The organism is Enterobacter sp. RHBSTW-00593, from assembly GCF_013784105.1.
GTDB lineage: Bacteria > Pseudomonadota > Gammaproteobacteria > Enterobacterales > Enterobacteriaceae > Enterobacter > Enterobacter ludwigii.
This window is the reverse complement of sequence record NZ_CP056393.1, coordinates 2,719,952-2,738,631: the sequence shown is the minus strand read 5'-3', so window position 1 is coordinate 2,738,631 and position 18,680 is coordinate 2,719,952. Positions and strand designations below refer to the sequence as shown.

The following is an 18,680-nucleotide window of genomic DNA, read 5'->3' as shown; positions in this document are numbered from 1 at the left end:
TCGCCATATTTAACGATGTAATCTTTGCCTTACGCACGCATCTTGCCTGCTTCTTCGCCCCTTGTTCACCCTGCTCTCAATAAGCTGTCGGTCTCAGATTTTAGCCGCGACGAACTTCACCGTGAGACCAGCCGCACCCAGGGGCTGCTGACCACCCGCAGTGAGTACGACCGTCTTGGTCGACTGCATCGCCGGGATGTATTCACTGGCAATGCCCAACGTCCGTCGCCGCGCCGCTGGTCTCGCTGCTGGGATTATCACTACCGCAATAACCTGGTACGGGAAGAGCGGGACGATAACCCGTTCAGCTGGTACCGCTGGCAATACGACAGCGCCGGACGCTTGCTTGTTCAGGACGGAACGTTGCCTGGCCAGGAGCAGTGGTGCTGGGATGCTGCCGGTAACCCGCTGGAAGGTTCTGCTGAAAAGGTCACGCACAACCGCCTGACGCAGGTCAGCTTCCGCTACGATCCACTCGGTCGCCGCATCAGCAAAACGCGACGCCAGATGCTGGGCGGACAGCCAACCGGCAAGCCGGTCACTACCCGGTTCGTCTGGGAGGGGGTCCGCCTGCTGCAGGAGGTGAACGGGGACGTGCCGCTGACCTGTGTCTACATCGATCAGGACAGCTACGACCCGCTGACGCGCATTGATGGCGTGGATGCCACTGAGATTTTCTGGTTCCACTGTCAGCCGAACGGCACGCCGGAGCGGATGACGGATAGCGAAGGGCAGGTGCGCTGGGAAGGGGTGAACAGCGTCTGGGGCAAGCTGCTGCGGGAATGCGAGAAGCAGGTATCAGGATATTCCCAGAACCTGCGGATGCAGGGGCAATACCTGGACCGTGAGACAGGGCTACACTACAATCTGTTCCGGTATTACGACCCGGACTGCGGGCGGTTTACGCAGCAGGACCCGATAGGGTTAAATGGCGGGTTAAATCTTTACAGCTATGCTCCTAATCCTATAATCTGGACGGATCCTTTAGGTCTAACACCTTGTAAGGTTTTACCTTCTACACGTAGGGGTGGGGGGCAGGTAAACATTATGATCCTGTAAATGGACAAGGGTTGTATGTGCTACACGATGGAAAGAATATTATCTATGTAGGACATGGGGATGCACCAACGCGTTTGAATAGCCATGCGAATACACAGGGTAAATCTCATTTGGAACAGTTGACCATATTTGATAATAATTCGACCAAAGCTGAAGCTAAATACTTGGAACAAAGAATTATGGATCTTAATGGTGGAGCTAAGTCAACGAATTTTTTAACAAATCTCCTCAATAAAATCAGATCGTATAGTCCTAATAACCCAAAGGCTAGCACATATGATATTGTGGGTCATAGCAGTGATTGGGGTGGAAAAGTATTGAATGATGCGTTATCAATTCTGAAAGGTAATGGCTTATGAAAGTAAAATACAAAGAGGGTGACATCTTTGTCATTCCATTGAGCAATGGGAAATATGCGATTTGTCATATTGTTTTTGCTCCAAGCAAAAAATTTCAGCAAGCCATAGGGTTCTGCATATTATCAATCCAGCAGGGTAAAGAACTTATTGATGGCGGTTCATTAACACCGCTAAGTTTTGAAAAGTTTGGTAAAGAGACGAAAGTTATCTTTACCGGCAACCAAAATATCAGCAAGGGCGTTTGGAAAATTATTGGTCACACTGATCTTACAGAAGAAAAAAAACAATTGAAAATATTTAATTATGCTGGTGGTTTATATAATGGAGAGGACGAAATCAGGCGGTTATCTGTTGCCGAATACCCTAATTACACAACAATGGGGGTATCAGGGTTTGAGCTTGTCGATAATACCCTGACCAATATTTGAGCATCAGGGGTAGGGTGCTTCCCCTGTCAGATTTCGTATTACCGCCACTCATTAACACCTTAAAAATATCACAGGTATTTTATTTTTGATGGCCTGACCTCACATTATTGGTAGAACGATAATAAAAATCGAGGTAATGTAATGAATGATAAAAAAATACAAATAGTTGATCTACTGATTTCACATAGTCAAATAGTGTTACGATCCCGAGACTATGACGAAAAGCTGAGTCAGTGGGGAAAGGGTAATGTTTCTCAAGGTGCTGTTCTTCATAAGGATTATGTTATATTCGATCCATTACCAGAGGACGCGTTTGGAGCAAACGTCAATATCAAAATAGAGAATGCTTTCAAATTGGATGAAAATGCTCAGCGCTGTATTGTTGTACCATTTTTCATTACGGATAAACATAAGCTGCAAATCGCTTCTGCAACTGAGAAATTAGATTTAAATATAGATGTGAACGATAAAGTTTATTCACTCTTTTATGAGATTTGTGAAGGCGATGAAATTTACTATAATTTCACTCTTGTACCGGCAAAAGAAGCTGTTGCTGCTAAGTTTTTGCTAGATGACCCTTGGGGAGGAATAAAAGACCATCCTCTCAAAGAAGGTATTTTTTAAATTTAATACTATCTGGGAAATTTATCTCGGAATAAAAATCCGCGCCTAAGCGTGGATTTTTTCATTCAAAACCAATCAAACGTTAAACAGGAAGTTCATCACATCGCCATCTTTAACGATGTAATCTTTCCCTTCCGCACGCATCTTGCCCGCTTCTTTCGCGCCTTGCTCACCTTTGTAGGTGATGAAGTCTTCAAACGCGATAGTCTGCGCACGAATGAAGCCTTTCTCGAAGTCGGTGTGGATCTTACCGGCTGCCTGAGGCGCAGTCGCACCGACAGGGATGGTCCACGCACGCACTTCTTTTAAACCAGCGGTGAAGTAGGTTTTCAGGTTCAGCAGCTCATAGCCCGCGCGGATCACGCGGTTCAGGCCCGGCTCGGCCATGGACTCTTCACGGTCGGCGTCGTCCATTTCAGCGGTATCGGATTCCACCGCGGCGCAAACCGCTACCACTACAGAACCTTCACTGCTCGAAGGTTCTGCTGAGAAAGTCACGCACAACTGTCTGACGTAGCTGAACGGCATTCGCTGGCGCTATGATATCCACGGCCGCACCGTGGAGAAGGATAACGGCCAGACCCGCTGGCACTACTGCTACGACGGGGAGCATCGCTTGACGGAAGTGATTAGACAGCCGCGGGACCGCAACAAACCGCAGACGCAGGTCAGCTTCCGCTAGGAGCCACTCGGGCGACGCATCAGCAAAACGCGACGCCAGATGCTGGGCGGACAGCCAACCGGCAAGCCGGTCACTACCCGGTTCGTCTGGGAGGGGGTCCGCCTGCTGCAGGAGGTGAACGGGGACGTGCCGCTGACCTGTGTCTACATCGATCAGGACAGCTACGACCCGCTGGCGCGCATTGATGGCGTGGATGCCACTGAGATTTTCTGGTTCCACTGTCAGCCGAACGGCACGCCGGAGCGGATGACGGATAGCGAAGGGCAGGTGCGCTGGGAAGGGTGAACAGCGTCTGGGGCAAGCTGCTGCGGGAAAGCGAGACGCAGTTATCAGGATATTCCCAGAACCTGCGGATGCAGGGGCAATACCTGGACCGTGAGACAGGGCTGCACTACAATCTGTTCCGGTATTATGACCCGAACTGCGGGCGGTTTACGCAGCAGGACCCGATAGGGCTGGCGGGGGGGGATAAACCTTTACCAGTATGCGCCTAATGCGCTGGGGTGGGTGGATCCGTGGGGGTTGAGTCGTAAATGTAAGGATCCATCTAAAGAAGCAACGAAGTGGCAAGGCCCTAGAAATGATGATTATCCCGGTATTGATGTTTATAAGAATAGGAAGCTGAAAAAAGGTACAATTCTTTATGCTCTTTACCCGAATGGGAATCAGCAACCCTCATATACTGTGACATTCCCAACAGTCAATCAATATAGAGGCGATCCTTTGGGTTGTCATCAAGCGTTACAGGTAAAATTAGATCCTCGATGGCCTGTACGTACGAAATTAAGGGTTTTCTATGTAAGCGAAGACATAGATGTTGCTTACGGTAGAGCTGCAGCCAATAAGTTGTATGGAGATGGGGGAGGACTTCAGTTCTTTATCCCAGAGGAATCGAGACATCTTTTAACCCCAGGAAAGATTTTAGATATATGATAAACTTAAATTTTAATGCGAAAACGGGAAAGCTAATTTTCGATGGTCTAACTTTAGAGATTGATACTGAAGAAGGATTTTGCAACAGTAAACTTTATCACAAACTAAATACGTTTAATGCTGTAAAGAAATACATGCCTTATCACTATCTTATTGATCCGGTATTTTTTTGCGATAAAGAATTTGAAATTAACATACGGCCAATATGTTTTGGTTTTCCTTTTATGGTTCATCTTGTCGATAAAGATAGTGAATATTATAAATCCCTAAAGGACTGGGATGCGAGAACTAATATTAACATGCTAAATAACTCAGTGAAAAGCTTGTCTGATTGGCTAAGCCTTTCTCTGAATTTAGGGGTTCCTGATATTACGAAAACAGAAATGATTAGATGGGATTATGAATGGGGCCGAATTTCTGTCTCGTATGAGACAAAGTCATTCAACCATGGTATATATATAGTTTGGAATTCAATATAATCAATGACTAAGGCTTGCCTAAATTAAGTTATTGACTAATAACGTCATCCATTTACTTTTAATCTTACTTGTTATTATTGGAGTTAAAAGTTATAGAGAAAATGAAAATAACTAATCGACTTAAAAAGAAGTTATTAGTCCTCGATGGCATTGACAATGATTTCATAGAGTATGGAAAGGAAATATCATGCCCTGAATGTGACGGGGTAATAGTCTACTCTATCGTAAACTCATATGAATTTGACACGCTTACTGAAGAGGTAAAAAGCTTTTTGGTTAAGAAAATGAGAGGTGTGAAGCTTGTTAGTGAACATAAGAGATATAGCTACGACGATAGCCAATTAGATGTTTCGAAAAATACATGTTCAAAGTGTTTGAAAGATTTTTCTAGTGTATTAACGTATAAAGAAGTGCAACCAGCACGATACCGGGTATATCTTGTGGGGCTTTTTGAAGGTGATTTGAAAAAGATCAACCTTTAAAGGTTGAGGTTTACCAATGATTGAAAATCTCATTTATTTTAAAGAAAATAACCTGCTTCATTGGGCTAGTGGTGAAAGTAACAGAGTGGTTAGTATGCCATTTTTAGACCATGCAATGGTCGACTCAACACGCCAGTTAGTCTTTGCGTTAAGCGAGTCTAAGCCATTACCAACCGTTTTGACCATCTTCGATGCTCAGGGCGAAAAACTATTTTGTTCTGCACCTCCTGAAGGTGCGACTTTCTATTACTTAACATTCAATCTGTCAAAGGAAGTGGTCGTTTTCTGTAGCTATCCAGCAAAACAAAATGGTTGGCATGATTGGTTTTATTCCTGGGATATGAAGCGTAACGCGTTGTCTCAATCGGGCCCTGCATATTAAGATCAAAAGCGCTAAAAAAAATGATAACTATAACCGGTGGCAAAACGGGGACTGTATCAGCAGTTCCAACAAGCGGTTTAAAAAAAAAGAGTTAAGAGGCAAAGGATGAGCACGGTTTACATTGTCATTTTGACCTATATAAAACCACTCGATGAAATCGACGCAGCGATACCTGCTCATGTTGAGTGGCTAAAAAAGGGGTATGCAGAGGGGATTTTTCTGGCGTCCGGTAGACGGATCCCAAGAAACGGCGGTGTCATTCTCGCTAAGTGCGAGAGTCTTGCCTCTCTTGAAGAGCGCTTACGCGAGGATCCTTTTCAGAAGTTAAAGCTTGCGACTGTTGAAATCATTCCCTTTGAACCCAGCATGAAAACAGAACTCCTGGAAAATGTGTTTTAACCCCGGAATAAAAAAATCCATGCCAAAGCGTGGATTTTTTTCATTCAAAACAAATCAGACGTTAAACAGGAAGTTCATCACATCGCCATCTTTAACAATGTAATCTTTCCTTCCGCACGCAGCTTGCCTGCTCCTTCGCGCCTTGTTCACCCTGCTCTCAATAAGCTGTCGGTATCAGATTTTAGCCGCGACGAACTTCACCGTAAGATCAGCCGCATCCAAGGTGCTGACCACCCGCAGCGAATATGACCGTCTTGGTCGACTGCATCGCCGCTGGGATTACGACTACTGCAATAATCTGGTGCCGGAAGAGCAGGACGATAACCCGCTAGCTGGCATCGCTGGCAGTACGACATCGCCGGGAGTCTGCTGGTTCAGGATGGTACGCTGCCTGGCCAGGAGAAATGGCGCTGGGATGCCGCCGGTAACCTATTCGAAGATTCTGCTGAGTAGGTCATTAATAATCGCCAGACGCAACTGGGTGGACAGCCAACTGGCAAGCCAGTCACTTCCACAATCTGTTCCGGTATTACGACCCGGACTGAGGGCGGTTTACGCAGCAGGACCCGATAGGGTTGGCGGGGGGGGTAAACCTTTACCAGTATGCGCTGGGGTGGGTGGATCCGTGGGGGTTGTCGAAATGTAAAGCACCGAATGGATATAAAATTGGTGACGTCGATCCGCATGGTACTCTTTCTCCAGGTGTAAATAGAGCGTCGGGACATACAAATAGTAAAAATGATGGATTTTTACAAAGCCACCATCCAATTTAAGAAGCCTGGGCTAAGAAAAGAATAAACGGTTACCAAAGAAATACTGCACCTGCTACGTTACTTAAATCCGCATCAGGCAGTCCACACATTAATATAAGTTCTGCTCAACGAACGCGTAGAGTTTTGCCTGGAGGTTGGGGAAATAACATTGAAACAAGAGTTTCATATCAGTTACAAAGAAATGATTGATGCGGGTGTTCCGAAGCAGCAGGCAAGAAAAGCGATTAGTGATTCTTATAAATATTTTAATTAATTGAAAGAGTCTAAAGGAAGCCTTGACATGGATAAAGAAAGCAATAGCATATTTATGCTATAATATTCCGTATTTATTAAACAACTAATGCAGTATATTTAAAAAATCCACGCCAAAGCGTGGATTTTTTTCATTCAAAACCAATCAAACGTTAAACAGGAAGTTCATCACATCGCCATCTTTAACGATGTAATCTTTCCCTTCCGCACGCATCTTGCCTGCCTCTTTCGCGCCTTGCTCACCCTTGTAGGTGATGAAATCTTCAAACGCGATAGTCTGCGCACGAATGAAGCCTTTCTCGAAGTCGGTGTGGATCTTACCGGCCGCCTGAGGCGCAGTCGCACCGACAGGAATCGTCCACGCACGCACTTCTTTCACGCCAGCGGTGAAGTAGGTCTGCAGGTTCAGCAGCTCATAGCCTGCGCGGATCACGCGGTTCAGGCCCGGCTCTTCCAGACCCAGCTCGGCCATGAATTCGTCACGGTCAGCGTCGTCCAGCTCTGCAATGTCGGATTCAACGGCAGCGCAAACCGCTACAACCACTGAACCTTCAGCCGCCGCGATTTCACGCACTTTGTCCAGGTATGGATTGTTCTCGAAACCGTCTTCGTTAACGTTGGCAATGTACATAGTTGGCTTCAGAGTCAGGAAGCTCAGATATTTGATTGCTGCCTTGTCTTCTTCTGTCAGGTTTTTCAGCGCGCGCAGCATGCCCGCGTTTTCCAGCTGTGGCAGACATTTTTCCAGCGCAGCCAGTTCTGCTTTCGCATCTTTGTCGCCACCTTTGGCTTTCTTCTGCACGCGGTGAATAGCGCGTTCACAGGTGTCGAGGTCAGACAGTGCCAGCTCGGTGTTGATCACCTCGATGTCGTCAGCCGGGTCCACTTTGTTGTTAACGTGGATGATGTTGTCGTTCTCGAAGCAACGCACAACGTGACCAATTGCTTCCGTTTCACGGATGTTGGTCAGGAACTGGTTACCGAGGCCTTCGCCTTTGGATGCACCTTTCACCAGGCCCGCGATGTCCACGAACTCCATGGTGGTCGGCAGAATGCGCTGCGGCTTCACGATTTCCGCGAGCTGGTCCAGACGCGGATCGGGCATTGGCACTACGCCGGTGTTCGGTTCGATGGTACAGAACGGGAAGTTCGCCGCTTCAATACCTGCTTTGGTGAGTGCGTTGAACAGGGTGGATTTGCCCACGTTTGGCAGACCGACGATACCGCATTTGAATCCCATTTCTAAATCACCTTAATATCTTGATAATCAATCCGTTAACGATAACCGATTGATGAAAAGTAAATAACTACGCCTATTATACACGTAACCCGCATCACGCGCGGTAAAAAAGCCGTATCGGGCGGATTATTGCGCTTTGAAAGCGTGTAAGCGGTTTGTCGCTTTGGTTAGGCCATCTTGCAGCCAGATTTCGGTGCAGCGCACCGCTTCGTCGACCGCTTCGTCAATCAGTTTCTGCTCAGAAACCGGCGGTTTACCTAACACAAAACCGACAACTTTGTTTTTATCGCCCGGATGGCCGATTCCCACGCGCAAACGGTGGAAATTGGGGTTATTGCCCAGCTTGCTGATAATGTCTTTCAGACCATTGTGACCGCCATGACCACCGCCCAGTTTGAATTTTGCCACACCGGGGGGCAGGTCCAGCTCATCGTGGGCCACCAGAATTTCATCCGGGTTAATGCGATAAAACGTCGCCATGGCTGCAACAGCTTTGCCGCTCAGGTTCATAAAGGTGGTGGGCACCAGCAGACGGACATCTGCGCCAGCAAGATTGATACGTGAGGTATACCCGTAGAATTTTGGTTCTTCACGCAGGGGAGCACGTAACCGTTCGGCCAGCAGATCAACGTACCAGGCACCGGCATTGTGGCGGGTCGCCGCGTACTCTGCGCCTGGGTTCGCGAGGCCGACAATCAGTTTAATCGTCACGATTCAATTCCTAATGGGTTCCAGATCTGGCGCGTAGTTTACTGTCTGACGCGCCGCTTGACAAAATTCTGCTGCTCGAACCGCGAGATATGAATAATTACTTATCTGAACAATTAGAATTTCAAGCTGTTCAATGTCTTATTTGTAAACTTTTGTCTGGGAGTTATCTGTAAATGTGATCATTCACGCAACTCATAAAAGAGCCGTTGTCTATACTTTACACACAAGGATCAGGGGCTTTTCCCCTTACAACCCAAAGTTCCGGAGGTGACATATGAAACGCAAAAACGCTTCGATACTCGGTAATGTGCTGATGGGGTTGGGACTGTTTGTGATGGTCGCTGGCGTGGGTTATTCAATTTTAAACCAATTGCCGCAGCTTGACCTTCCGCAATACTTTGCGCATGGCGCGGTATTGAGTATCTTCCTTGGTGCAGTGCTATGGCTTGCCGGTGCGCGCGTGAGTGGTCATGAAGAAGTCTGCGATAAATACTGGTGGGTGCGCCATTACGATAAGCGCTGCCGCAGGGACCAGCACAAACACAGCTAACGTGCTACGACGAAAGAACACCGAAACGGCTCCTCATGGAGTCGTTTTTTTTTGCATGAAAGGTTGACCCTCACGTAACGTAAGGCTTCAGAGTGGTGCCACTGGCAAAGTAAAAGGAGCCGTTATGTTGATTCAGGTGGGTGAACTCGCGAAACGTGCCGGGATCACCGTGCGAACATTGCATCACTATGAGCAAACAGGGTTGTTACTGCCTTCTGCCAGAAGTGCGGCAGGTTACCGGCTGTATAATCTGGCGGATGTGCAACGTCTGCATATGATTCAGGTGCTGGCAAAAGCCGGGCTGGAACTTGCTGAAATCAGGGATTTTCTGAAACAGGAGTCGCTGTCGTTAACCGAATTACTCGATGCGCAAATCAGTTTGCTGGATAAGCAACTTCGCAGCATGCTGACACTGCGCGAGAGGCTGGTGGAATTGCGTACCGGGCTTACCGACGATGCGGCACCCAATCTGGAATCCTGGCTACAGACTCTGGAGTTAATGAATATGTACGAACGCTGGTTTAGCAAAGAGGAATTACAGCAGTTGCCGTTTGCCGTACAGAAGGAGGCACTTGCGGATATCTGGTCAGGTCTGGTTGCTGAGGCAAATAACCTGCTGAAGCATAATATCGACGTTTCGGATCCCCGTGCCAGGGATCTGGCGACGCGCTGGATGTCACGCCTGGAGCAGGATACGGCAGGTAAGCCGGAATTTCTCACCCGGCTGAACGAGATGCACAGCGTCGAGCCGCAGATGCGTGAGCAGACGGGTATTACGGCGGAAATGACTGACTATATTACGCGGGCGTTTGCCGAATCGAAGCTTGCCATCTGGGAAAAGTATCTCTCTGCAGAAGAGATGGCCTTTACCCGCGCGCACTATTTTGATCGCATGATGGAGTGGCCGCCACTGGTAGCGAAATTGCATCAGGCGCAGCGGGAAAACCTTGACCCGTCTTCCGGTGAGGCGCAAATGCTCGCTGAACACTGGCGGATATTGTTCCAGTCATACGCGGGAACGAATCCTGAAACCCAGCAAAAGTTTCGCGTTGCCATGCAGCAGGAGGCGCATCTGATGAAAGGAACATGGATGACGCCTGCCGTGCTTGCATGGCTCCAGCAGGCGATAGCCGTGATGATGCAGAGACGTTTCTCTGCATCAGGGCATTCACAGATCCGCTAACGCGGCTTCACGGTTGGGATAAAAGGCCAGGCGGCCAGGGATCGGCTGCACGCCAGCGCGCGCCATGGTGCGCAGCGGCTGGAATTCGAGATTACTCACCCGCAGTTCGCAGCCTTCCGGCAGACGCGAAACGAAGCGCTGAAAGGCATCCAGACCACCCGCATCCAGCACCGGCACGGCATCCCATTTCAGCACCACAATGCGTTTGCCCACGATACGGGTTTCCAGTTCGCTGAACAGACCTTCCGCAGCAGCAAAGAACAACGGGCCAATCACACGCAGCACCAGCACATCGTCAGGTACCTCTACGTTAACCGGGGAAAGGCGCGTCATCTGCGCTATACGGCGCATAAACAGCAGGGAGGCCAGCACGATCCCGACGCTGATGGCGATAACCATATCGAACAGCACGGTCAGCGACATACACATCAGCATCACGATGATGTCGTCTTTCGGTGCGCGACGCAGCAGATTGACCACCTTATGTGCTTCGCTCATGTTCCACGCCACCATCAGCAGCAGGGCCGCCATGGCTGAAAGCGGCAGCCAGGAGAGCAGCGGGGCGAGGACCAGCAGGGCGAGGATCACCAGCACGGAGTGGATAACTGCTGATACCGGCGACGTAGCCCCGGCACGTACGTTTGCCGCAGAGCGGGCGATGGCTGCTGTTGCCGTAATACCGCCAAAGAACGGGGCGATGATGTTGCCCAGACCCTGCCCAACCAGTTCGCTGTTGGCTTTATGCTTGGTGCCGGTCATGCCGTCCAGCACGACGGCACAGAGCAGGGATTCAATGGCCCCCAGCATCGCCATTGAGAAGGCCGCGGGCAGAAGGGCGCGCAGGGAGTCCCAGCTTAAGGTGAAGCTGGAACCCGGCATATCCCATGGCAGTACCAGTTGCGGTAGCAGTTGAGGAATACCGCTTCCCTGTGAACCGTCAGCCAGAACATAGTGGAACTGAGATCCAATGGTCGCGACGTGCCCACCAAAGAGATTAACGATGGCCATCACCGCACAGCCCAGCAGCAGGGCGGGCAGGTGGCCAGGCAGACGAATGCCTAAACGAGGCCAGATAATCAGCGTGCCCAGGGTAACAATCCCGATGGCGGCATCGCCGGGGTTGGCGGTGGGGAGCGCCATAAACAGCGCCCCAACTTTTTGCAGGTAATGTTCAGGGACGTGGGCTATCTGCAGGCCGAGGAAGTCCTTGATCTGCATTGTCCCAATGGTAATGCCAATCCCGGAGGTGAACCCCAGCGTCACGGAAAGGGGGATGTATTCAATCAGCCGGCCAAAACGGGCCAGACCAAACAGGATCAAAAAGACGCCGGACATCAGGGTGGCGACCAGCAGGCCTGCCAGGCCAAACTGCTGAGAAACGGGATAGAGGATCACCACAAATGCGGCTGTCGGGCCGGAAACGCTGAAGCGAGACCCGCCCGTTAGCGCAATCACAATCCCGGCGACGGCCGCCGTGTAAAGCCCATACTGCGGTGCTACGCCGCTGCCAATCGCCAGTGCCATGGCGAGCGGAATGGCGATAATCCCGACGGTGATACCGGCAATAAGGTCACGCATAAAACGTGAAGCGGTGTATTTCTCTTTCCAGCAAGCGTCGATGAGGGCGCGAAAGGGAAGAACATGTGAGGAGGTTACGTGTTTCACAATTATCTCTCATCCGTGTGCGCATCATCTGTCATATGAATGGCAGGTGAAGGAGGCATTGATCATACAAATAAATATCAGAGACAAAAAAACCCGCCGCAGCGGGTTTTTCGGCCGTGTTCGATTAGTGTTCGAACATTGCTGAGATAGATTCTTCGTTGCTGATACGACGAATCGCTTCGGCCAGCATCCCGGACAGGGTCAAGGTGCGCACGTTTGGCAGCGCTTTGATCTCGTCACTCAGTGGGATGGTATCGCACACCACTACTTCGTCGATAACGGAGTTGCGGAGGTTGTTTACTGCATTGCCGGAGAAGATCGGGTGAGTCGCGTAGGCGAATACGCGCTTGGCACCACGCTCTTTCAGCGCTTCTGCTGCTTTACACAGCGTACCGCCGGTATCGATCATGTCGTCAACCAGCACGCAGTCACGGCCAGCAACGTCACCGATGATGTGCATCACCTGAGAAACGTTAGCGCGTGGACGACGTTTGTCGATGATTGCCATGTCGGTATCGTTCAGCAGCTTAGCGATAGCACGAGCACGTACCACGCCGCCGATGTCCGGAGAAACCACGATTGGGTTATCCAGATTCAGCTGCAGCATGTCTTCCAGCAGGATTGGGCTACCGAATACGTTATCAACCGGAACGTCGAAGAAGCCCTGGATCTGTTCTGCATGCAGGTCAACGGTCAGAACACGGTCAACGCCAACGCTGGAGAGGAAATCAGCGACAACTTTGGCAGTGATTGGCACGCGCGCGGAACGGACACGACGGTCCTGACGGGCATAGCCGAAGTAAGGAATAACAGCAGTGATACGGCCTGCTGAAGCGCGACGCAGGGCGTCGACCATAACAACCAGTTCCATCAGGTTGTCATTTGTTGGAGCACAGGTGGACTGGATGATGAAAATATCACCACCGCGTACATTTTCATTGATTTGTACGCTGACTTCGCCGTCGCTAAAGCGACCTACAGCGGCGTCGCCGAGGGAAGTGTACAGGCGGTTGGCAATACGTTGTGCTAGTTCCGGGGTGGCGTTACCAGCAAAAAGCTTCATATCAGGCACGAGAAGAACCTCAGGCATGCGTCCAGTGGTGGATAGCGTTCGCCGCAAACTGTGCGGGCCAGGCGAAATGCTATCCAGGCGGTGTATTAAAGAGCGCGATGCAACGTCTGGAACAGGGTGACGTTGTCACCGAAACTCAGTCTGCGCCAGAATGGCTTGCTGTAGGGGGGAGGTGTTCATCCCACGTGCTACAAAACCATGCAGCCAAACCGGCGCTTGCTCAAGCACCTGACGAGCGGCGGATTCGGTGTCAAATTCAGCAAAGACACAGGCCCCTGTGCCAGTCAGGCGCGACGGCGCGTATTCTAACAGCCAGGAAAGCACCGCATCAACCTCGCGAAAACGTTTTCTTGCGATAACCTCGCAATCGTTGCTGAATTCACAATTTAATAACGTTTCTATTGACCGCACCGGGGTATTCCGTGGCAGGTCAGGATCGTTGAAGATGACCGGGGTCGGAATGCTGACGCCCGGGTGGGCCACCAGGTACCATTTTTCCGGCGGCTCGACCGGGGAAAGTATTTCGCCCACCCCTTCAGCAAACGCCGCATGACCGCGCACGAAGACCGGGACATCCGCCCCCAGTGTTAAGCCTAACGCTGCCAGCTCATCCTGAGATAACCCGCAGCCCCAGAGGTGATTCAGGGCAACCAACACGGTGGCGGCATTTGATGAGCCACCGCCCAGTCCACCGCCCATCGGCAGACGCTTCTCAATACGGATATCCGCGCCGCTTCCTGCCGTCAGGCGACCGGTGTCCGACGCCACTTTCATCAGCAGACGTGCAGCGCGCACAATCAGGTTATCTTCATGCGCCACGCCATCAACCGGCGTCAGCAAGCAAACCTCGCCGTCCTGACGCGGGTCAATCGCGATTGTGTCGCCGTAATCAAGAAACTGAAACAGCGTCTGCAGGGTATGGTACCCGTCAGCACGCTGTCCGGTGATGTATAAAAACAGGTTCAGTTTTGCCGGAGAAGGCCAGTGGGTCATCATTTAACGATCCAGTTGTCCATTTTCAGCTTGATGCGCTGGCTGCCCTGGGTCAGTTCCATGTTGGATGGCAGGGAAGGCCTGGTGTTGCTGTCATAGGCGCTGTACACCACTTTCCAGGTTTTGCCGTTCTGGGTGTAGTTCACCTGGCTCAGACGGTACTGGTCGTCAAGCTGGTAGTCGGTCGCGTCACCCGGCAGGCCCAGGATCCACTGGCGCAGGCTGTTCAGCGGAATAGGCATTCCGGTCAGCTTGCCGATCATCTCTTCGGCGTCGGTGGCGGTATAGTGCTTGCCTTTGTTATCGGTGATCTGCGCTTCACCCGGTTTGGCAATAAGCTCCAGTTCGGTGCTGCCCAGCGGGTTTAACAGCAGCAGGCGATAGTTGTCCTGCCCGGTTTGCTGCCAGAAGAAACGCGCATACACTTTTTGTTCATCAGAGAGATAAGCGAAGGCACCACGGGTCTGGTACTGGCTCAAATTGCGGACGTCCTGCTGGTGCTGACGCCACTGCGGTGAATCAGGGCTTTTGCCCGGGCCTTTAGGTTGGGTGACGGTACATGCGGTCAGAACCAGTGCCGCCAGGGGCAGCAGGCGAATCAGTCGGGTCATAATGAGGACAAATCCTTGAGATACGTTGCAGTTATAACTGTTAATGCTAGCGTCGAAGGGTGCCACCGTCTACGTTCAAATTATCTCAAAGCATTGTATAAGCTATTACTCCGAAAGGGGGCAGTCTCTTTTATTGATCTCGCGCATCCTGTATGATGCGTTCTGCTAACCTTATTAACGCTGGTACTACTCCCGCTCAACATGACCCTATTAGCACTCGGTATTAACCACAAAACAGCCCCGGTTTCGCTGCGAGAACGCGTCACGTTTTCGCCGGATACGCTTGACCTGGCGCTGGACAGCCTGCTTGCACAGCCGATGGTGCAGGGTGGCGTGGTGCTCTCGACGTGCAACCGTACTGAACTCTACCTAAGCGTTGAAGAGCAGGACAACCTGCATGAAGCGCTGATCCGCTGGTTATGTGATTACCACAACCTCAACGAAGAAGAGCTGCGTAATAGCCTGTACTGGCATCAGGATAACGATGCAGTCAGCCATCTGATGCGTGTGGCCAGCGGCCTGGACTCGCTGGTGCTCGGCGAGCCGCAAATTCTCGGTCAGGTGAAAAAGGCGTTTGCCGATTCGCAAAAAGGGCATCTGAAAGCCAGTGAACTGGAGCGTATGTTCCAGAAGTCATTCTCCGTGGCGAAGCGTGTGCGAACCGAAACCGACATTGGTGCCAGTGCGGTTTCTGTTGCTTTCGCGGCCTGTACCCTGGCCCGTCAAATCTTTGAATCCCTGTCGACCGTCACTGTGATGTTGGTCGGGGCGGGCGAAACCATCGAACTTGTGGCGCGCCATCTGCGCGAACATAAAGTTAAAAAGATGATTATCGCTAACCGTACCCGCGAACGTGCTCAGGTGCTGGCGGACGAGGTGGGGGCCGAGGTGGTTGCGCTGAGCGACATCGATGAGCGCCTGAAAGAGGCAGATATTATCATCAGCTCTACCGCCAGCCCGCTGCCGATTATCGGTAAAGGGATGGTCGAGCGAGCGCTGAAATCCCGCCGTAATCAACCGATGCTGCTGGTGGATATTGCCGTCCCGCGCGATGTCGAACCGGAAGTCGGTAAACTGGCGAACGCCTACCTTTACAGCGTGGACGACCTGCAAAGCATCATTTCGCATAACCTTGCCCAGCGTAAAGCGGCGGCGGTTCAGGCGGAAACCATTGTAGAGCAGGAAACAAGTGAGTTTATGGCCTGGCTGCGCGCGCAAAGCGTCAGCGAGACTATCCGCGAGTACCGCGGTCAGGCGGAGCAGGTGCGTGATGACCTGACCGCCAAAGCGCTGGCCGCCCTTCAGCAGGGTGGCGACGCAGAAGCCATTATGCAGGATCTGGCCTGGAAACTGACCAACCGCCTGATCCATGCACCAACCAAATCTCTTCAGCAGGCCGCCCGTGACGGGGATGATGAACGCCTGACTATTCTGCGCAACAGCCTCGGGCTGGAATAGCGCCCTATACCCATTTTCTATTACAAGGTGCATTTACGCCTATGAAGCCTTCTATCGTCGCTAAACTGGAAGCTCTGCACGAGCGCCATGAAGAAGTACAGGCGCTGCTCGGCGATGCCGGGACCATTGCTGACCAGGAACGTTTTCGCGCGCTCTCGCGTGAATACGCGCAGTTGAGTGATGTATCAAAATGCTTTACCGACTGGCGACAGGTCCAGGAAGATATTGAAACTGCGCAGATGATGCTCGACGACCCTGAAATGCGCGAGATGGCGCAGGAAGAGTTGCTGGACGCAAAAGCGCGTTCTGAAGAGATGGAGCAACAGTTGCAGGTGCTTCTGCTGCCAAAAGATCCGGACGATGAGCGTAACGCCTTTGTCGAAGTCCGCGCCGGGACCGGCGGTGACGAAGCGGCACTGTTTGCCGGCGATCTGTTCCGTATGTACAGCCGCTACGCCGAAGCGCGTCGCTGGCGCGTTGAGATTATGAGCGCCAACGACGGTGAACATGGCGGCTACAAAGAGGTTATCGCTAAAATCAGCGGTGACGGCGTGTACGGTCGTCTGAAGTTTGAATCCGGCGGTCATCGCGTGCAGCGCGTACCTGCCACCGAATCTCAGGGGCGAATTCACACTTCTGCCTGTACGGTTGCGGTGATGCCAGAGTTGCCTGAAGCAGAATTGCCGGACATCAACCCGGCGGACCTGCGTATCGATACCTTCCGCTCCTCCGGGGCAGGGGGTCAGCACGTTAACACCACCGATTCCGCTATCCGTATTACCCACCTGCCAACCGGCATCGTGGTGGAGTGCCAGGACGAACGTTCTCAGCACAAGAACAAAGCCAAAGCCTTATCCGTGCTGGGCGCGCGTATCCACGCGGCTGAAATGGCAAAACGTCAACAGGCGGAAGCCTCCACGCGTCGTAACCTGCTGGGCAGCGGCGATCGCAGCGACCGTAACCGTACCTATAACTTCCCGCAGGGCCGTGTTACCGACCACCGCATCAACCTGACCCTGTACCGTCTGGACGAAGTGATGGAAGGAAAGCTGGATATGCTGATTGAGCCTATCGTGCAGGAATACCAGGCCGACCAGCTGGCAGCACTGTCCGAGCAGGAATAATGGAGTTTCAGCACTGGTTACGGCAGGCCGCCAGTGAGCTTTCCGCGAGCGAAAGCCCTAAACGTGACGCCGAAATTTTGCTTGAGTTTGTGACGGGGAAAGCCCGCACTTACCTGCTGGCTTTCGGCGAGACCCAGCTGAGTGCTGAGCAGGAAGCGCAGCTCGCTACGCTGCTTGCCCGACGCAAAACCGGTGAGCCGGTGGCGCATCTGGTCGGGGAGCGTGAGTTCTGGTCACTGCCATTGTACGTCTCCCCAGCGACCCTGATCCCACGTCCGGACACCGAGTGTCTGGTGGAGCAGGCGCTGTCGCGTTTACCCGCACAAGCCTGCCGAATTCTTGATCTTGGAACCGGCACTGGCGCAATTGCCCTGGCGCTGGCAAGCGAGCGTCCGGACTGCGAGGTGACGGCGGTTGACGTGATGCCCGATGCGGTAGCGCTGGCGCAGCGTAACGTGGCGCGTCTGGGCTTCCCGAACGTCACCGTTCTGCAAAGCAGCTGGTTTAGCGCGCTGGATAACCGCACGTTCGGGATGATTGTCAGCAACCCTCCCTATATCGACGAGCATGACCCGCACCTGACGCAGGGGGACGTGCGTTTCGAACCGCTGACGGCGCTGGTCGCTGCCAACGAAGGGCTGGCGGATATTGTGCATATTGTGACAACGTCACGACAGCATTTGCTCCCCGGCGGCTGGCTGCTGGTCGAGCACGGCTGGACGCAAGGGGACGCGGTGCGTGACGTGTTCATCGCTGCAGGTTATCGTGCCGTGGAGACCTGTCGCGACTATGGCGGCAACGACCGTCTGACGCTGGGACAATGTGCATGAGTCTCTTTACCGTGCTGATCACGGCCCACCTGATAGCCGTTGCCCTGACCATCAGCTTTTTCATCGTCCGTTACGGGTGGCGTTACAGCAATAATCCGCTGATTGACGCCCGCTGGGTGCGTATTGCGCCGCACTGTATTGACACGGTGCTGTTTCTCTCAGGGGCCGGATTAATGTGGAAGACCGGCTATCTGCCATTTACTGATAAAGGCGCATGGCTGACTGAAAAGCTGTTTGGCGTTATCATCTACATCGTTTTGGGTTTTATCGCGCTTGGGCGTCGTCGTCCGCGCAGCCAGCAGACCGGTTTTATCGCCTTTCTGCTGGGGCTGGTGGTGCTGTACATCATCATTAAACTCGCCACCACAAGAATACCGTTACTGGGGTAAGT

General features: G+C 51.8%; 20 protein-coding genes and 4 pseudogenes. 16 read left to right on the top strand and 8 right to left on the bottom strand.

The window, feature by feature from the left end; genetic code table 11:
- Positions 1–51: 51 nt before the first annotated feature.
- The 4 genes and pseudogenes from HV242_RS13000 to comJ form a co-directional block, all read left to right on the top strand.
- Positions 52–1,005 (top strand): annotated as a pseudogene (locus tag HV242_RS13000) (RHS repeat domain-containing protein); the annotation flags it as partial.
- 71 nt (positions 1,006–1,076) lie between these two features.
- On the top strand, positions 1,077–1,418 hold the full coding sequence (locus HV242_RS12995) for a GIY-YIG nuclease family protein (protein WP_127341429.1): 342 nt from the start codon (positions 1,077–1,079) through the stop codon (positions 1,416–1,418).
- A complete protein-coding gene (locus tag HV242_RS12990; RefSeq protein WP_050736948.1) occupies positions 1,415–1,846 on the top strand; it encodes an immunity 26/phosphotriesterase HocA family protein in 432 nt (143 codons plus the stop codon). Before HV242_RS12995 ends, HV242_RS12990 begins: the two co-directional genes overlap by 4 nt.
- Before the next feature lie 141 nt (positions 1,847–1,987).
- The gene (comJ, locus tag HV242_RS12985) at positions 1,988–2,470 is read left to right on the top strand and encodes a competence protein ComJ (protein WP_044866952.1); all 483 of its coding nucleotides are present in this window, start codon (positions 1,988–1,990) and stop codon (positions 2,468–2,470) included.
- A gap of 75 nt (positions 2,471–2,545) precedes the next feature.
- On the opposite strand, the pseudogene HV242_RS12980 reads toward comJ, so the two are convergent.
- Positions 2,546–2,953: pseudogene (locus HV242_RS12980) on the bottom strand (DUF933 domain-containing protein); the annotation flags it as partial.
- On the opposite strand from HV242_RS12980, the pseudogene HV242_RS12975 reads away from it, so the two are divergent.
- The 4 genes and pseudogenes from HV242_RS12975 to HV242_RS12955 all read left to right on the top strand — a co-directional run.
- Positions 2,943–4,085: pseudogene (locus HV242_RS12975) on the top strand (RHS repeat domain-containing protein); the annotation flags it as partial. The pseudogenes HV242_RS12980 and HV242_RS12975 sit on opposite strands and share 11 nt — an antisense overlap.
- Positions 4,082–4,564, top strand: coding sequence for a hypothetical protein (locus HV242_RS12970; RefSeq protein ID WP_020882338.1), 483 nt, complete (start codon positions 4,082–4,084; stop codon positions 4,562–4,564). The pseudogene HV242_RS12975 and the gene HV242_RS12970, both read left to right, overlap by 4 nt.
- 498 nt (positions 4,565–5,062) lie before the next feature.
- Positions 5,063–5,428, top strand: coding sequence for a hypothetical protein (locus tag HV242_RS12960; RefSeq protein WP_072049778.1), 366 nt, complete (start codon positions 5,063–5,065; stop codon positions 5,426–5,428).
- Positions 5,429–5,533: 105 nt separating this feature from the next.
- Entirely contained in the window at positions 5,534–5,827 is a 294-nt protein-coding gene (locus HV242_RS12955) for a YciI family protein (protein WP_014170518.1), read from the top strand.
- Positions 5,828–5,881: 54 nt separating this feature from the next.
- On the opposite strand, the pseudogene HV242_RS24515 reads toward HV242_RS12955, so the two are convergent.
- Positions 5,882–5,981, bottom strand: a pseudogene (locus tag HV242_RS24515) (DUF933 domain-containing protein); the annotation flags it as partial.
- 640 nt (positions 5,982–6,621) lie between these two features.
- Between HV242_RS24515 and HV242_RS24275 the strand changes: the two are divergent.
- The gene (locus tag HV242_RS24275; RefSeq protein WP_237760685.1) at positions 6,622–6,789 is read left to right on the top strand and encodes a hypothetical protein; all 168 of its coding nucleotides are present in this window, start codon (positions 6,622–6,624) and stop codon (positions 6,787–6,789) included.
- On the top strand, positions 6,782–6,853 hold the full coding sequence (locus tag HV242_RS24510) for a hypothetical protein (RefSeq protein ID WP_072049784.1): 72 nt from the start codon (positions 6,782–6,784) through the stop codon (positions 6,851–6,853). The genes HV242_RS24275 and HV242_RS24510 overlap by 8 nt, the downstream gene beginning before the upstream one ends.
- Before the next feature lie 144 nt (positions 6,854–6,997).
- Here HV242_RS24510 and ychF read toward each other — a convergent pair whose 3' ends face one another.
- Both ychF and pth read right to left on the bottom strand, forming a co-directional pair.
- Entirely contained in the window at positions 6,998–8,092 is a 1,095-nt protein-coding gene (ychF, locus tag HV242_RS12940) for a redox-regulated ATPase YchF (RefSeq protein WP_014170508.1), read from the bottom strand.
- A 126-nt stretch (positions 8,093–8,218) separates the two neighbouring features.
- Positions 8,219–8,803 (bottom strand): aminoacyl-tRNA hydrolase, encoded by a 585-nt coding sequence (gene pth / locus HV242_RS12935; RefSeq protein ID WP_006175913.1) that lies wholly within the window; start codon positions 8,801–8,803, stop codon positions 8,219–8,221.
- A 274-nt stretch (positions 8,804–9,077) separates the two neighbouring features.
- On the opposite strand from pth, the gene ychH reads away from it, so the two are divergent.
- Both ychH and HV242_RS12925 read left to right on the top strand, forming a co-directional pair.
- A complete protein-coding gene (gene ychH, locus HV242_RS12930) occupies positions 9,078–9,353 on the top strand; it encodes a stress-induced protein YchH (RefSeq protein WP_014170506.1) in 276 nt (91 codons plus the stop codon).
- A gap of 124 nt (positions 9,354–9,477) precedes the next feature.
- Entirely contained in the window at positions 9,478–10,536 is a 1,059-nt protein-coding gene (locus HV242_RS12925) for a MerR family transcriptional regulator (protein ID WP_050736928.1), read from the top strand.
- Here the strand turns inward: HV242_RS12925 and dauA are convergent.
- The 4 genes from dauA to lolB form a co-directional block, all read right to left on the bottom strand.
- Positions 10,522–12,201, bottom strand: coding sequence for a C4-dicarboxylic acid transporter DauA (gene dauA, locus HV242_RS12920; RefSeq protein WP_014170504.1), 1,680 nt, complete (start codon positions 12,199–12,201; stop codon positions 10,522–10,524). The genes HV242_RS12925 and dauA overlap by 15 nt on opposite strands.
- A gap of 124 nt (positions 12,202–12,325) precedes the next feature.
- On the bottom strand, positions 12,326–13,273 hold the full coding sequence (gene prs, locus HV242_RS12915; RefSeq protein ID WP_003856663.1) for a ribose-phosphate diphosphokinase: 948 nt from the start codon (positions 13,271–13,273) through the stop codon (positions 12,326–12,328).
- A gap of 126 nt (positions 13,274–13,399) precedes the next feature.
- Positions 13,400–14,269, bottom strand: a complete 870-nt coding sequence (gene ispE / locus HV242_RS12910; protein ID WP_047356818.1) for a 4-(cytidine 5'-diphospho)-2-C-methyl-D-erythritol kinase — start codon at positions 14,267–14,269, stop codon at positions 13,400–13,402.
- Positions 14,266–14,877 (bottom strand): lipoprotein insertase outer membrane protein LolB, encoded by a 612-nt coding sequence (lolB, locus tag HV242_RS12905; RefSeq protein WP_020882344.1) that lies wholly within the window; start codon positions 14,875–14,877, stop codon positions 14,266–14,268. The genes ispE and lolB overlap by 4 nt, the downstream gene beginning before the upstream one ends.
- Positions 14,878–15,078: 201 nt before the next feature.
- Here lolB and hemA point away from each other — a divergent pair, with 201 nt between their 5' ends.
- From hemA to sirB2, 4 genes are read left to right on the top strand one after another with little or no spacing between them, the layout of a single operon-like run.
- Positions 15,079–16,335: a glutamyl-tRNA reductase gene (gene hemA, locus HV242_RS12900; protein ID WP_014170500.1), complete on the top strand. Its 1,257-nt coding sequence runs from the start codon at positions 15,079–15,081 to the stop codon at positions 16,333–16,335.
- A 41-nt stretch (positions 16,336–16,376) separates the two neighbouring features.
- Positions 16,377–17,459 (top strand): peptide chain release factor 1, encoded by a 1,083-nt coding sequence (gene prfA / locus HV242_RS12895; protein WP_014170499.1) that lies wholly within the window; start codon positions 16,377–16,379, stop codon positions 17,457–17,459.
- A complete protein-coding gene (gene prmC, locus HV242_RS12890) occupies positions 17,459–18,289 on the top strand; it encodes a peptide chain release factor N(5)-glutamine methyltransferase (protein WP_014170498.1) in 831 nt (276 codons plus the stop codon). The genes prfA and prmC overlap by 1 nt, the downstream gene beginning before the upstream one ends.
- Positions 18,286–18,678, top strand: a complete 393-nt coding sequence (gene sirB2, locus HV242_RS12885) for an invasion regulator SirB2 (protein ID WP_020882348.1) — start codon at positions 18,286–18,288, stop codon at positions 18,676–18,678. The genes prmC and sirB2 overlap by 4 nt, the downstream gene beginning before the upstream one ends.
- The last annotated feature ends 2 nt before the right edge of the window (positions 18,679–18,680 follow it).

Bases quoted from the DNA above. Each gene is read 5' to 3' on its own strand.
- HV242_RS12990 (WP_050736948.1), top strand. From the start codon at position 1,415: ATGAAAGTAAAATACAAAGAGGGTGACATCTTTGTCATTCCATTGAGC.
- comJ (WP_044866952.1), top strand. From the start codon at position 1,988: ATGAATGATAAAAAAATACAAATAGTTGATCTACTGATTTCACATAGT.
- HV242_RS12970 (WP_020882338.1), top strand. From the start codon at position 4,082: ATGATAAACTTAAATTTTAATGCGAAAACGGGAAAGCTAATTTTCGAT.
- HV242_RS12960 (WP_072049778.1), top strand. From the start codon at position 5,063: ATGATTGAAAATCTCATTTATTTTAAAGAAAATAACCTGCTTCATTGG.
- HV242_RS12955 (WP_014170518.1), top strand. From the start codon at position 5,534: ATGAGCACGGTTTACATTGTCATTTTGACCTATATAAAACCACTCGAT.
- ychF (WP_014170508.1), bottom strand. From the start codon at position 8,092: ATGGGATTCAAATGCGGTATCGTCGGTCTGCCAAACGTGGGCAAATCC.
- ychH (WP_014170506.1), top strand. From the start codon at position 9,078: ATGAAACGCAAAAACGCTTCGATACTCGGTAATGTGCTGATGGGGTTG.
- HV242_RS12925 (WP_050736928.1), top strand. From the start codon at position 9,478: ATGTTGATTCAGGTGGGTGAACTCGCGAAACGTGCCGGGATCACCGTG.
- ispE (WP_047356818.1), bottom strand. From the start codon at position 14,269: ATGATGACCCACTGGCCTTCTCCGGCAAAACTGAACCTGTTTTTATAC.
- lolB (WP_020882344.1), bottom strand. From the start codon at position 14,877: ATGACCCGACTGATTCGCCTGCTGCCCCTGGCGGCACTGGTTCTGACC.
- hemA (WP_014170500.1), top strand. From the start codon at position 15,079: ATGACCCTATTAGCACTCGGTATTAACCACAAAACAGCCCCGGTTTCG.
- prfA (WP_014170499.1), top strand. From the start codon at position 16,377: ATGAAGCCTTCTATCGTCGCTAAACTGGAAGCTCTGCACGAGCGCCAT.
- prmC (WP_014170498.1), top strand. From the start codon at position 17,459: ATGGAGTTTCAGCACTGGTTACGGCAGGCCGCCAGTGAGCTTTCCGCG.
- sirB2 (WP_020882348.1), top strand. From the start codon at position 18,286: ATGAGTCTCTTTACCGTGCTGATCACGGCCCACCTGATAGCCGTTGCC.